Annotated in this window: 13 protein-coding genes and 1 tRNA gene; 12 read left to right on the top strand and 2 right to left on the bottom strand. The window is 70.8% G+C overall.

Features of this window, described 5'->3' with window-relative positions; genetic code table 11:
- Positions 1–84: 84 nt before the first annotated feature.
- The gene (locus H297_RS0101675; protein ID WP_027735634.1) at positions 85–264 is read right to left on the bottom strand and encodes a hypothetical protein; all 180 of its coding nucleotides are present in this window, start codon (positions 262–264) and stop codon (positions 85–87) included.
- 807 nt (positions 265–1,071) lie between these two features.
- Here H297_RS0101675 and H297_RS0101670 point away from each other — a divergent pair.
- The 7 genes from H297_RS0101670 (at position 1,072) to H297_RS0101640 (ending at position 7,233) form a co-directional block, all read left to right on the top strand.
- A complete protein-coding gene (locus H297_RS0101670) occupies positions 1,072–2,403 on the top strand; it encodes an ATP-binding protein (protein ID WP_027735633.1) in 1,332 nt (443 codons plus the stop codon).
- Positions 2,400–2,804 carry a roadblock/LC7 domain-containing protein gene (locus tag H297_RS0101665; protein ID WP_027735632.1) on the top strand — a complete coding sequence of 135 codons (405 nt, stop codon included), beginning with the start codon at positions 2,400–2,402 and terminating at the stop codon, positions 2,802–2,804. Before H297_RS0101670 ends, H297_RS0101665 begins: the two co-directional genes overlap by 4 nt.
- Positions 2,801–3,172: a DUF742 domain-containing protein gene (locus H297_RS0101660; RefSeq protein WP_027735631.1), complete on the top strand. Its 372-nt coding sequence runs from the start codon at positions 2,801–2,803 to the stop codon at positions 3,170–3,172. The genes H297_RS0101665 and H297_RS0101660 overlap by 4 nt, the downstream gene beginning before the upstream one ends.
- The gene (locus H297_RS0101655; RefSeq protein ID WP_027735630.1) at positions 3,147–3,737 is read left to right on the top strand and encodes an ATP/GTP-binding protein; all 591 of its coding nucleotides are present in this window, start codon (positions 3,147–3,149) and stop codon (positions 3,735–3,737) included. The genes H297_RS0101660 and H297_RS0101655 overlap by 26 nt, the downstream gene beginning before the upstream one ends.
- A gap of 10 nt (positions 3,738–3,747) precedes the next feature.
- On the top strand, positions 3,748–5,124 hold the full coding sequence (locus tag H297_RS0101650) for a cytochrome P450 (RefSeq protein WP_027735629.1): 1,377 nt from the start codon (positions 3,748–3,750) through the stop codon (positions 5,122–5,124).
- Positions 5,125–5,330: 206 nt separating this feature from the next.
- Positions 5,331–6,464 (top strand): cytochrome P450, encoded by a 1,134-nt coding sequence (locus H297_RS0101645; protein ID WP_027735628.1) that lies wholly within the window; start codon positions 5,331–5,333, stop codon positions 6,462–6,464.
- Positions 6,465–6,483: 19 nt separating this feature from the next.
- Complete coding sequence (locus tag H297_RS0101640; RefSeq protein ID WP_027735627.1) at positions 6,484–7,233, top strand: enoyl-CoA hydratase/isomerase family protein; 750 nt, start codon at positions 6,484–6,486, stop codon at positions 7,231–7,233.
- 296 nt (positions 7,234–7,529) lie between these two features.
- On the opposite strand, the gene H297_RS0101635 is transcribed toward H297_RS0101640, so the two are convergent.
- A tRNA-Arg gene (locus tag H297_RS0101635) sits at positions 7,530–7,601 on the bottom strand.
- A gap of 147 nt (positions 7,602–7,748) precedes the next feature.
- On the opposite strand from H297_RS0101635, the gene H297_RS0101630 reads away from it, so the two are divergent.
- From H297_RS0101630 to thrC, 5 genes are all read left to right on the top strand, one after another.
- A complete protein-coding gene (locus tag H297_RS0101630) occupies positions 7,749–8,189 on the top strand; it encodes a response regulator (RefSeq protein WP_027735626.1) in 441 nt (146 codons plus the stop codon).
- A gap of 210 nt (positions 8,190–8,399) precedes the next feature.
- Positions 8,400–9,380 (top strand): DALR anticodon-binding domain-containing protein, encoded by a 981-nt coding sequence (locus H297_RS0101625; RefSeq protein ID WP_027735625.1) that lies wholly within the window; start codon positions 8,400–8,402, stop codon positions 9,378–9,380.
- 34 nt (positions 9,381–9,414) lie between these two features.
- Positions 9,415–10,833 (top strand): diaminopimelate decarboxylase, encoded by a 1,419-nt coding sequence (gene lysA / locus H297_RS0101620; RefSeq protein ID WP_027735624.1) that lies wholly within the window; start codon positions 9,415–9,417, stop codon positions 10,831–10,833.
- A gap of 118 nt (positions 10,834–10,951) precedes the next feature.
- The gene (locus H297_RS0101615) at positions 10,952–12,250 is read left to right on the top strand and encodes a homoserine dehydrogenase (RefSeq protein WP_027735623.1); all 1,299 of its coding nucleotides are present in this window, start codon (positions 10,952–10,954) and stop codon (positions 12,248–12,250) included.
- A gap of 126 nt (positions 12,251–12,376) precedes the next feature.
- Complete coding sequence (gene thrC / locus H297_RS0101610; protein WP_486589365.1) at positions 12,377–13,492, top strand: threonine synthase; 1,116 nt, start codon at positions 12,377–12,379, stop codon at positions 13,490–13,492.
- Positions 13,493–13,622: the final 130 nt, after the last annotated feature.

Genomic DNA, 13,622 nt, shown 5'->3' with positions numbered 1-13,622 from the left:
TTCTCGCCCTCGGCCGGCCCGGGGCCACCGGCGTACCCGCTCGACAGCGGCCCCGAGACGCACGGCGGTCCCAGCGGGGCAGGCTCAGCGGCGGGAGTGTTCCTCGCCGCGGAATGCCCGCAGGACATCGGCGAGTGCTTGAAGGATGGCCGGTCGGTCCCCTGGCCGGGTGCCGGCCAGGGAGAGAACCGTCATGACGATGAAGGCCACCAGGCCGGTGACCAGAGTGGCGGCGATGGGCCAGAAAGCAAGGGCTGGGTACATCAGTCAGCGCTCCCATACCTCGGCGGCTGAAAACGACCCCCGCACCGACCGAGACAGCCGGCTGGAACTGCAGCTCCCTTGCGTGTGATCAGGGGCCTTTACACGACTATGACGCACAGTGCGTCGCGGACACGGCACCTCCGGGGCGACGGTTTCTGCGCCGCCGGGGGTTTCCTCGTCCGCCGGACCCGCGCCCGCCTCGGCGCGGTACCGCAGGCCAGGCGGCCATGCGGGATGCCGGGCGCGAGGCGGTTTTCCCACTCCCGCGCGCGATGTCCGCAACGAGCGTTCTCCTGCCCGCAGATGACCGTGTGTCCGGCGTCCTGTTCTGCGGGGTGCCGAGAAGACGGGTCCGCTTTCGAACTCTCTGCCCGGTTCCGCACGCCCGTACGGCAGGGCTGCTCCAGTCCCGCCATGCCTGTGACCGGTACTTACTCCGAGAAGGTGAGCGGTGCGCGGGTCGTGAGAGGGGGCCGGGTCCTGCCAACTGTCCTACCGAGGCGAAACGGCGGCGGTCGGGGTGCGGCCTCTAGTACTGTCCCCGCTGGGTCTACCACCCTGCGGCGCCGCCGAGTTGGCCCGATTTCCCGGGTCAGGACGTCGGCATGCGTCAAGCTCTCGGCCCGAAAAGGAATTTGATGTTCCGTACGATGTTACGATCATCGAACTCATCCTCGACACTGACGGGGCGTCAGGCGAGCCCCGAGGGGCCGGGGTGCGAGCCGTCGGCTACGCGGTGGGCGTTGTCCCAGGCCGACGACGCGTCACCCGGGCAAACCGCCTGTCCAGTCGTTTGAAGAGAGTCATATGACCCAATACCTACAGGACCCGGCCGTCTGGGGTCTGATTGCCGGGGCGCCGATCGCGGCGGCCACGATCTACCGCCAGCGCAGAGTGACCGCACGGCTTCGCGGCGAGAACCGCGATCTGAGGACTCACTGTGCCGGCCTGGAGGCCGGTCACACCGCCGCCGTCGCCGAGGCACAGAACAAGGCGGAAGAGGCCACCAAGACCGCGCTGAAGACCGCCATGCGGACCCTGCAGTCCCTGGCCAACGAGCAGCAGGTGGTCGTCTCCCGGCTGCAGGAGAAGTACGGCGACTCCCAGATCCTCCGCGACCTTTTGGAGATCGACCACACCAACACGCAGTTCGGACGGCGTGCCCAGGCGATCGCCGTGCTGTGCGACGGGTGGCTGGGCCGTCAGCGTGCGGACGCCTCGCTCTACGACGTGGTCCGCAGCGCCAAGGGCCGCATCCGGCACTACACCCGGATCGAGATCCGTTCGCAGAGCAACCTCGCGATCGTCAGCCGCGCCGTGGAGCCGGTGGCGCTCGCCGTCGCCGAGCTGCTGGACAACGCGACGAGCTACTCGGCGCCGGAGACCCAGGTCGAGATCAACATCAGGTCCGTGCCCAAGGGTGTCTGCATCCTCGTCGACGACGCCGGTGTCGGCATGTCGGAAGAGGAACGGGATCGGGCTGCCCGGCTGCTGGCGCCACGGCGTCCGACAGGTGTGACCGGCCTCGGCAACCCGCCCCAGTTCGGTTTCGCGGTGATCGGTGTCCTGGCGGCACGGTACGGATTCAGTGTCTCGGTCGACACCGACTCCCCCTACGGAGGGGTGCGCGCAGTGGTCCTTCTGCCCGACGAGATCCTCACGACCGGTGTTCCGGAGAGCGAGCGATCGGTTGCGGAATTCCCCGAGCCCGCCCGGCACCCGCAGGAGCAGTGGTCGGGACACCCGGCGCCGGTGCCCTACCCGCAGGACGCGCCCGCGGCCTTCCCGCAGGACGTGCCCGCGCCGCCCGTCCAGGCCCCGCAGCCGCTTCCGGTGGCGCAGTCCGCCTACGGGCCCGAGCCGCAGCCCGAACCTCGGCCTCAATACCAGCCACAGCCACCACAGCCCCAACCTCAGCCGCAGCCGGCGAGGGGGACGACGGCCAGCGGACTTCCGAAGCGTCGGCGCAACAGCCCCATGTCTGTCGTGCCGTCTGCCGAGCCACCCGTCGCCCCGGCGCGTTCCAGCGAGGAAACGGCCTCCATCCTGGGTGCTTTCCAGCGAGGCACCCGGTCGGGCCGCGCGGCGCAATCGGATCAGGAAGGACACGTGAATCGGGAAGGAGATGGACCGCGGTGAACAATGATCTGTCGTGGATGCTCGACAGTGCCCTTGAGGTGCCCGGTGCGCGTCACGCCATTCTTGTCTCGGCCGACGGCCTGCTCATGGCCCGTTCCAACGAAGTGGAGCGGGACCAGGCGGAAACCGTCGCCGCGGCGATGAGCGGTATGCAGTCGCTGAGCCGCACGGTCTCCGGATTCTGCGACCCGCATCCCGACATGCGGTGGCGTCAGACCCTGATCGAGTTCGACGGCGGATGGGTTTTCCTGATCGCCGCCGGGGAGGGAGCTTATCTGGCGCTGTCGGCCACGGCAGACGTCGATATGGCCGACATCTCCTTCCGTATGCAGCAACTCGTCGGTCAGCTCGGGAAGGTGCTCACCACGCCGCCCCGGGAGAACGCGGACAGCCGCGTATGACCTCCCCCGACGAACATGACCCGGTGAACAACGGATTAGTGCGTCCGTATGTGATCACCAACGGACGTGAGCCTCCCCGGGACGACCGCTTCTCCATGATCACGCTGGTGACGGTCTCCGACGAGGAGCCGCCGCGGCTGCTGGAGCCGGAGATGCGCGCGCTGTGGGACCTGTGCTCGGGCGGATTCCTCTCCGTCGCCGAGGTCGCGGGGCACCTGCAGCTGCCCGTCGGAATCGTGCGGGTCCTCCTCACGGACCTGGCGGAGCAGGGACGGCTCCTCACCCGGGCTGCTCCGGCGCCCGCGGAACTGGTCGACAAGAAAATCCTCGAGGAGGTGTTGTATGGGCTCCAAGCTCGCTTCGGGTAGCAGTACCTACGTATCCGAAGGCGTGCAGAAGGCGGCGAAGATCCTCGTCGTCGGACACTTCGCCGTGGGCAAGACGACGCTTATCGGAACGCTGTCCGAGATCGCCCCGCTGCGCACCGAGGAAACGATGACGCAGGCCGGGTCGCGCATAGACGACCTGAAAGGCGTGCGGGGGAAGACCACGACCACCGTGGCGATGGACTTCGGGCGGCTCACCCTGAGTGAGACGTTGGTCCTCTACCTGTTCGGAACACCGGGGCAGCAGCGCTTCATCCAGGTCTGGGAGGACATGGCGCGAGGGGCGCTCGGGGCGCTGATCCTCATCGACCCCGAGCGTCTCGAAGAGACGTTCCCCGTGATCGACCTCGTCGAGCAGTACGGCCTGGACTACGCCATCGCGGTCAACCAGTTCGACGACCACCAGAAGTATCCGGCAGAGGAATTGAAGGAAGCCCTGGACCTGGTTCCCCATACGCCCGTCGTCGCCTGCGACGCCCGCGACCGGACATCATCTGCGCACGCCCTGATCACCTTGGTCCGCTATCTGTTGAACCGGCACACCTAGGAAATTCCCCATGAACTCCCAGCCAGAGCTCCACGGTCCCTCGTCGGGCTGCCCGGTGTCCCACCAGGGCGGCGGCAACGGCAGAGTGCCGCTGCACGGGGAGGCCTTCGCCGCCGACCCCGGAAGCTTCTACGCGTACCTGCGCCAGTTCGGCCCGGCCGGACCGGTGGAGCTGGCACCAGGCGTGGACGCCAGTCTCGTGACCGAGTACGCCGCGGCCCTCCAGGTGTTGCAGAACCCCGAGCTCTACGCGAAGGACTCGCGCCGCTGGCGCGCCTTCAACGAGGGGCGGGTTCCGCCGGACAGCCCGGCGCTGCCGATGCTCGCCTACCGGCCCAACTGCCTCTTCTCCGACGGCGCGGAGCACATGCGGCTGCGCCAGGCCGTCACCGACAGCCTGGCGCAGTTGGACCTGTACCGGCTGGGCCGGCACGTGGAGCGTGTCGCGGGCTATCTCATCGGCCGGTTCAGCGCCCGGGGCCAGGTGGACCTGCTCAACGAGTACGCCAAGGTGCTGCCCCTGCTGGTGTTCAACGAGCTGTTCGGCTGCCCGAGCGAGATCGGTGACCGGCTGGTCTCCGGCATGTCCGGGATCTTCGACGGCGTGGATGCGGAACGGGCCAACGCCGAACTCACCGGAGCCCTGATCGACCTGATCGCCCTCAAGCGGGCACAGCCCGGCGAGGACATCACCACCTGGCTCATGCAGCACTCGTCCCGGCTGTCCGACGAGGAGCTCGTGCACCAGCTCGTCACCCTCATGGGCGCCGGCACCGAGCCGCAGCAGAACGTCATAGCCGGGGCCCTGCGGCTGCTGCTGGCCGAGGACCAGAACTCCGGAGGCCACGGGGGCGGCATGCTGGTCGAGGACGCCATCGACGACGTGCTGTGGAACGACCCCCCGCTGGCCAACTACGCCGCTCACTACCCCGTACGTGACGTTGATCTCAACGGCGTCCGGCTCCCCGCCGGCGACCCGGTGCTCATCAGCTTCGCCGCGGCGAACACCGACCCCGCGCTCTCCTCGTCCCGGCAGTTGCTGAGCAAACGGGCCCACCTCGCCTGGGGGGCCGGGCCGCACGCCTGTCCCGCCAAGGAGCCGGCCCGGCTCATCGCGGTCATGGCAGTGGAGACGCTGCTGAATCATCTGCCCGACATCGAGCTCTCGGTTCCCGCCGAGAGCCTGCCGTGGCGGCCGGGCCCCTTCCACCGGGCGCTGCAGTCGCTTCCCGCGCAGTTCACTCCGACCCGTCCCGAGCGCCCCGAGGCGGCCTCCCCCTACGGCTCACAGATCCCCGCGCAGGAGGCCGCAGGCTCTCAACAGCCCGCCTCCCGGTCGGAGAAGTCGGGCTGGTGGAGTTCCTTCTTGTCCTGGTGGCGCGCCTGATGTCGGGAATTTCGGCGTCCGCATGCTCATCGAACGTCTGGGGTATGACGTCGGCATAGTCCGTGCGTCTCGCTAAGGAGCGGTTCGTGGAGTCTGCCGTCGCCGACATATCCGTCGACCGCCGGGCCGTGGTTTCTCTGCTCGCCCGGCTCAGGTCTTCCGGTGGGCAAGCGAATCCCCTCCCTTTGTACGCCGAACTCCGTGAGATGGGCGAGGTGGTACCTGCCCCCTGGGGCGGGTACCTGCTCACCAGTTACAGGGTCTGCGAACAGGTCCTGCGCGACAGGACCTGGCCCGTCCCCGACGCGGCATGGCGCAGGAGGCAGGGCGACTCCGCCCGCTGGAACGCGCCCGCCTCATGGGAGATGAGCAAGACGCTGGCCGGGCTCAACCCCCCGGAGCACTCCTGGCAGCGGCATTCGTTGGGCAACGTCTTCGGCCGGAGCACCATCGAGGCGCTCAGGCCCGAGGTGGCCAGGCTCGTCGAGCGGCTCCTCGACCGGCTCGTCGAGGCGCTCCGGGACGGGGAGGCCGACCTCGTGCCGCTCGTCAGCGAGGAGCTGCCGGTCGCCACCCTGGGACACTGGCTCGGTATCCCCTCGCAGGACCACCCGCATCTGCGCGAACTGACACACAGTCAGGTGTTCGCGCAGGAGCTGCTGCCCTCCAAGAGCCAGCTGGAGGCCTCCTGGAGCGGCATGCTCGGACTGCGCGAGTACTTCACCGAGTTCATCCGCCGCCGCCGTCGGCACCCCGGCGACGACCCGGTGTCGGCCTGGATACGGACCTGGGACGAGAGGGAACCGGACCGGGAGACCGCCGACGAGGCCCTCTACAACCTGACGATGTTCCTCACCATCGCCGCCTTGGAGACGGCCTCCACACTGCTGTCCGTCATGGTCGTGCTGCTCGCCCGGAACCCCGATCAGTGGCACTGGCTGAAGGCGCACCCCGAGCACGTGCCGGACGCCGTCGAGGAAGTCCTGCGCTACGACCCCGCGATACATGTCAACACCCGCATCGCGGCGGAGCCCACGGTGCTGGGCGGTGTCCCCCTGGAACAGGACGCCATGGTGCACGTGATGATCGGCGCGGCCAACCACGACCCCCGGCGCCACCCCGACCCCGACGCCTTCGACGTGCGCCGGAAGGCCGGTCACCTGAGCTTCGGGGGCGGCCCGCACTACTGCATGGGCGCCGCACTGGCGCGCCTGGAGGCGACCACGCTGCTCACCGGGCTGCTCCGCCGGCTCCCGTCCCTGGAGATCAGCTCTCCTCCCGTGTTCGCGCCGCGGGTAGCCTTCCGTCGGCTCACGGAGCTGAAACTGACCGCGCGATGACAGGGCGAACGGAGAGCACGTGTTCGGAGAGTTGAAGCATCTCAGGGTCGAGCAGCGGGGACCTGTGCTCTCGGTGGAGTTCGACAGCCCCGAGACGGGGAACGTCGTCACCGAGCCGCTGCTCGACGATCTGCTGAGCGTGCTCACGGCGCTGCCCGATCTCTCCGAGATCCGGGTCGTGGTCCTCTCCGGGGCCGGACCCGACTTCTGCCTCGGCGGCGACCGGCGCGAGTTCGCCGCGATGATCGCGCAGGACCGCACCGGCGCCGGCATCCGCACCTCGGGGGACAAGGCCCGCCGGGTCTGCGAGGCGCTGTCCACCGCGCACGCCGTCACGATCGCCCGGGTGCAGGGCCAAGCCGTCGGAGCCGGGATGGCCCTCGCGCTCCACTGCGACCTGCGCGTCGGCTCCGAGGACTCCCGCTTCCGACTGCCCGAGCTCGCCCTGGGCCTGCCGACCGCATGGGGCGGCGCGCTTCCCCGGCTGCTGAGCGAGGCCGGAGCCGCCCGAATCCGCGAACTCATCCTCACGGGCCGCGCGTTCGGCGCCGAGGAGGCACAGCGGCTCTGCGTCCTGCACCGGGTGGTTCCCGAGACGGAACTGGACACCGCCGTCCAGGAGTGGGCACGCCCCGTCGTCCGCCGCTCCCCGGACGCCCTCCGGGTCACCAAAGCACTGCTCAACTCCTACACCGCGGGCTCCCGCATGGCAGACCCCGCGCTGCTGGACGCCGAACTCATGGCCTACGTGGTCGCCTCCCGCACCTGACGGCCACCCGCCGGCTGCCGGGCCTGCCCATGGAGGGAGCCCGGCAATCGGCCCCTCCTGCTGTGCCGGTGGACACCGCTACGGTGTGCAGGGTCCCTCCGCTTGAGACCCCGCCCCGACCGGGGGAGAAGGGCGGGGCCACCTCGCGAAAGGGGCCACCGGGATCATCGCCCCGCCGCTGGGGCCCCACGGCCTCGCCCCGGCACCCGGCAGCGACCGGCTGCACCACGACAACGACAAACGCCCCGCACCAGCATCCAAGCTGGTCACGAGGCGTTTCAGCACTTCAGTCGAAGTACCCCCGGCAGGATTCGAACCTGCGCACACGGCTCCGGAGGCCGTTGCTCTATCCCCTGAGCTACGGGGGCGTGTCGTTGTTGCGGCGACAGGTAGAACACTACCAGGTCACCGGGGGTGGGGTGGAAACCGGTTCAGTGGGGAGGGCGGGGCGGTGGAAATGGGCAAAAGCCGGACGCGGGGCGTGGGGCGCACCTACGCTTCGGGGTGTGCCAGGTATGTCCGGCCGGGTGCTCGTTGTCGACGACAGCAGTGTCATCCGGCAGTTGATCAGGGTCAACCTCGAGCTGGAGGGCTTCGAGGTGGTGACCGCCGTCGACGGTGCCGAGTGCCTGGATGTGGTGCACGGTGTGCGGCCTGATGTCGTGACGCTCGATGCCGTGATGCCACGTCTGGACGGGGTGCGGACGGCGGAGCGGCTGCGTGCCGATCCGCGGACGCGGCACCTGCCCCTCGCGCTGGTCAGTGCGTGCACCGAGTGGGAGAGCGAGGGCGTGGTCGGCGGTGAGGACGGTGTGGACGCCTTCCTCGCGAAGCCTTTCGAGCCCGCAGACCTGGTGCGGCTGGTGCGCCGTCTGATGCACGGCAGACCGGAGGCCGGAGGGGCGGGGGACGAGGGCGGTACGTTCGGCCCCGTCTCCGAGGTCGTCGAGCCCTGACGGCCGACGCCCCCCGGGCCGTGACGTTCCGTGCGCCCGGCGCGGTTCGTACGCGGGTGAGCGCGCAGCGTGGCGGAGGGGCCGCATGACCTGGTCGGAGCCGTACCCGGCGCGGTGGCCCTGCCGTGCCGCCGCCGTGGTGGTGCGGTCCCGTCCCAGGTGACGAAACCGGCTCGCGCGTACCCACCCCGCCTCCCATACGCTTGCTCTGTGACCCCCGCCCAGCTCTCGCGCACCATCCGGCAGGTGCTCTGCCGTGCGCTCCCCGACGATCACGGCAGCGCCCGGGACGTGCGGGGTCTGCAGGAGGTGCGTGTCGTGGTGGAGTCGCCGCCGCGGCGGGGCGGAGGGGACTACGCGACCGGGGCGGCCTTCCAGGCCGCGGCCCGCAGCGGGCGTACCCCGCGTGAGGTCGCGGAGCTGGTGTGCCGCGAGCTGTCCCGGCCCGCGCTCCCTGTACCGCCCCCGAACCTCGGGCATCCCTCTCATTCCGCCGACTACCTCGGGCACCCCTCCCATGCCGCCGACGCCACAGAGTTCTCCGGCTCCTGCGGCCCCGCTTGCCCCGCGGAGGGTGCTCGCGGTGGTTCCATCGCCGAGGCCCGCGTCGTGGGCGACGGGTTCGTCAATGTGACGCTGACCGGGGCCGGGCGGGCCGCGCTGGTGCGCTCCCTGGTGGCGGGGCGGCCGGGTGGGGTACCCGGCCCGGCCGCGGAGCTCGGCCTCGACGCGGAGCCCACGGACACCCCGGGCCGTGACATCCCGCGGTGGGCGGAGCTCACCGGGGAGAGCCCGGCGTCGCTGGCGGTCCGTACGGAGCGTGCGAGTTCGCTCTTCCGCGTGCAGTACGCGCATGCCCGCTGCTGCGCGTGGCTGCGGAACGGGCGCCGGCTGGGGATCCGGCCGGCCGCTCGGGAGATCGGGGCCGAGCCCCTCGCCCCCGCGGGGAGGACGCTGCTGGCGTTGCTGGCGGACTGTGCCCGTATCACGGCGCCGGGTCCGCTCGCCCGGCACCTCGACGCCGTCGCGGGCGCTTTCGGGGTGTTCGAGAGTGCGTGCGTGCCGCTGCCGCGTGGTGAGGAGAAACCCGGGGCCGCCCACCGCGGCCGGCTGGCCCTCGCCGAGGCCACCGGGGCGGTGCTGGCAGGCGGCCTGTCCCGGCTCGGCGTGACCGCACCCGCACATCTTTGAGACTTGCGACCAAGGGACACAGGGACTCCAGATCATGAGCCGCTCCGCACACCCCGCAGGACCACGACACGGCGACGTCCTCCCCGAGGGCCACTTCACCGCGCCGCCCGCCGATCTCAACGCGCTGGACCCGCGCGTGTGGGCGCAGACGGTCCGACGTGGCGACGAGGGAGCCGTCTCGGTGGGCGGGCTGGACGTCCGCGCCCTCGCGGAGGAGTTCGGTACCCCGGCCTATGTGCTGGACGAGACCGATTTCCGGGCCCGTTGCCGGGCGTGGCGGGACGCCTTCGGGGCCGACGCCGACGTCTTCTACGCCGGGAAGGCCTTTCTCTCCCGCGCGGTGGTGCGCTGGCTGTACGAGGAGGGGCTGAACCTCGACGTGTGCTCGGGGGGCGAGCTGGCGACCGCGCTGGCCGCCGGGATGCCGCCCGAGCGCATCGCGCTGCACGGAAACAACAAGTCGACTGAGGAGATCACCCGGGCCGTGGAGGCCGGGGTGGGGCGGATCGTGCTGGACTCGTTCCAGGAGATCGCCCGCGTCGCGCACATCGCCCGGGAGCTGGGCCGTCGGCAGCCGGTGCAGATCCGGGTGACGGTGGGTGTCGAGGCGCACACCCATGAGTTCATCGCGACCGCTCACGAGGACCAGAAGTTCGGCCTGGCACTGGCTGGGGGCACCTCCCGGCCGGAGGCCGGGGGAGGGCAGGCGGCCGAGGCGGTGCGCCGGGTGCTGATGCTGGAGAGCCTGGAGCTGACCGGTATCCACTCGCACATCGGCTCGCAGATCTTCGACATGGCTGGCTTCGAGGTCTCGGCCCGCCGCGTGGTGGGTCTGCTGGCCGAGGTGCGGGACGAGCACGGTGTCGAGCTGCCGGAGATCGACCTGGGCGGCGGTCTGGGGATCGCGTACACCTCCGACGACGACCCGCGGGAGCCGCACGAGATCGCCAAGTCGCTGGGGGACATCGTCACCCGCGAGTGCGAGGCGGCGGGGCTGGCGGTGCCGCGGCTGTCGGTGGAGCCGGGGCGGGCGATCGTGGGACCGACGGCCTTCACGCTGTACGAGGTCGGCACGCTCAAGGAGTTGGAGGGGCTGCGTACGTACGTGAGCGTGGACGGCGGCATGTCGGACAACATCCGCACCGCGCTGTACGACGCCGAGTACAGCGTGGCGCTGGTCTCCCGCGCCTCCACGGCGGAGCCGATGCTCAGCCGGGTGGTCGGCAAGCACTGCGAGAGCGGCGACATCGTGGTGCGGGATGCCTTCCTCCCCGCCGACCTGGCCCCCGGCGACCTGTTGGCGGTCCCCGCGACCGGCGCGTACTGCCGGTCGATGGCGAGCAACTACAACCATGCGCTGCGCCCGCCGGTGATCGCCGTACGGGACGGGGAGGCGCGCACCATCGTGCGGCGTGAGACGGAGGAAGATCTCCTGCGACTCGATGTCGGCTAGCGAGATATACGTCCCACATACTGGACCCGGCGTGGAATCTCCGTTCCGGTAAGTGAGACTTGAACGGCGAAGCTGGGCCCGGAACAGACGGAAGACAGACGGAAAAAGAGGTCGAATGATGCGTACGCGTCCGCTGAAGGTGGCGCTGCTGGGCTGTGGGGTCGTCGGCTCAGAGGTGGCACGCATCATGACGACGCACGCCGACGATCTCGCCCAGCGCATCGGCGCCCCGCTGGAGCTGGCCGGCGTCGCCGTCCGCCGTCCCGACCGCGTCCGCGCGGGCATCGACCCCGAGCTGGTCACCACCGACGCCGCGGCCCTCGCCGCCCGCGAGGACATCGACGTCGCCGTGGAGGTCATCGGCGGCATCGAACCCGCGCGGACCCTGATCACCACCGCGTTCGAGCACGGCGCCGGCGTCGTGACGGCGAACAAGGCGCTGCTGGCCGAGGACGGCGCCACCCTCCACGAGTCCGCCGAGAAGCACGGCGTCGACCTGTACTACGAGGCGGCCGTGGCCGCCGCCATCCCGCTGGTGCGGCCGCTGCGCGAGTCCCTGGCCGGCGACAAGGTCAACCGCGTCCTCGGCATCGTCAACGGCACCACGAACTTCATCCTCGACCGCATGGAGTCCACCGGCGCCGGGTACAGCGAGGCCCTCGACGAGGCCACCGCGCTCGGCTACGCGGAGGCCGATCCCACCGCAGACGTCGAGGGCTTCGACGCGGCGGCCAAGGCGGCCATCCTCGCGGGCATCGCCTTCCACACCCGCGTACGCCTCGACGACGTGCACCGCGAGGGGCTGTCCGACGTGACGGCCGCCGACATCGCCTCCGCGCAGCGCATGGGCTGCACCGTCAAACTGCTGGCCATCTGCGAGCGCGCCGCGGACGGCCGCTCCGTGACCGCGCGGGTGCACCCCGCGATGATCCCGCTCAGCCACCCGCTGGCCTCGGTACGCGAGGCCTACAACGCGGTCTTCGTGGAGTCCGAGGCGGCCGGGCAGCTGATGTTCTACGGCCCCGGCGCGGGAGGTTCGCCCACCGCCTCGGCCGTCCTCGGCGACCTGGTCGCCGCCTGTCGCAACAGGCTCAGCGGCGGCAAGGGGCCCGGGGAGTCGGCGTACGCGCAGCTGCCGGTTTCCCCCATGGGCGAGGTGGTCACCCGGTATCACATCAGCCTGGACGTGGCGGACAAGTCCGGTGTCCTGGCGCAGGTCGCAACGGTCTTCGCCGAGCACGGCGTCTCCATCGACACCGTGCGTCAGAAGGGCAAGGAAGGCCCGCACGACGGGGCCTGGCTGGTCGTCGTCACCCACCGTGCCCCGGACGCCGCGCTCAGCGCGACGGTCGAGGCGCTCCGCGGCCTCGACACGGTGCGCGGGGTGGCCAGCATCATGCGGGTCGAGGGCGAATGAGCACCCGCGGTACCGCCCAGGCGGTCGTACGCGGCGCGAACGGCCCGGCGCGGTGGGCAGCGGGCCCCGGCGCCGGACAATGGTCGACAAGGGAGCCAAGGAACAGTGACCGTCATGGAGCCTGAGATGTCTCGGATCCCCCAGGAGGCGCCCGCGTCCGCGCCGGCAGCCCGCGGTGGCGCGGGGCGGCCGCAGTGGCGCGGCATCATCGAGGAGTACCGGGAGCGCCTCCCGGTCGCCCCCGACACCACTCCTGTCACCCTCCGTGAGGGTGGCACGCCGCTGGTGCCCGCCCGCGTGCTCTCCGACCTGACCGGCTGCGACGTGCACCTGAAGGTGGAGGGCGCCAACCCCACCGGCTCCTTCAAGGACCGCGGGATGACGATGGCCATCACCCGCGCCAAGGAAGAGGGCTCCCAGGCCGTCATCTGCGCCTCCACCGGCAACACCTCCGCCTCGGCCGCCGCCTACGCCGTACGGGCCGGCATGGTCTGCGCCGTCCTCGTGCCGCAGGGCAAGATCGCTCTGGGCAAGATGGGGCAGGCACTGGTGCACGGCGCGAAGATCCTCCAGGTGGACGGCAACTTCGACGACTGCCTGGAACTGGCCCGCGGCCTGTCGGACAAGTACCCGGTGTCACTGGTCAATTCCGTCAACCCGGTACGGATCGAGGGGCAGAAGACCGCGGCGTTCGAGGTCGTCGACATGCTCGGTGACGCCCCCGACATCCACGTGCTCCCGGTGGGCAACGCGGGCAACATCACCGCCTACTGGAAGGGCTACCGGGAGTACCGCGAGGACGGGCCCGCCACCCGGGCGCCCCGCATGTGGGGCTACCAGGCCTCCGGGGCGGCCCCCCTGGTGCGGGGCGAGGCCGTCAAGGAGCCCAGCACCATCGCCACCGCCATCCGGATCGGCAACCCGGCGTCCTGGACGCTCGCCGAGCAGGCCCGCGACGAGTCGGACGGCTTCATCGACATGGTGACCGACCGTCAGATCCTCCGTGCCTACCGGCTGTTGGCCGCGCAGGAGGGCGTCTTCGTGGAGCCCGCCTCCGCGGCGTCGGTCGCCGGACTGATCCAGGCCACCGAGCAGGGCAAGGTCGAGGCGGGGCAGCGCATCGTCTGCACCGTCACCGGCAACGGCCTCAAGGACCCGGACTGGGCGGTGGCCGGCGCGCCCCAGCCCCTCGTGGTACCCGTCGACGCGGACGCCGCCGCCGAGCGGCTCGGACTCACCTGAGCCCGCGCTCCACGCCACCCCCTCGCGGGGCGGCGTGGAGTCCGAGGCGTGTTCCGTCTCCGCCCGGGTGGCTTTCCGTCCCGGGGCCGCCTCCCACCCGACCTGGTACGGGCGACACCCGTCCGGCCTC

It is taken from the genome of Streptomyces sp. CNT360, assembly GCF_000424785.1.
Note: the sequence above shows the minus strand (reverse complement) of the source record. Positions and strands in the feature narration are given on the sequence as shown.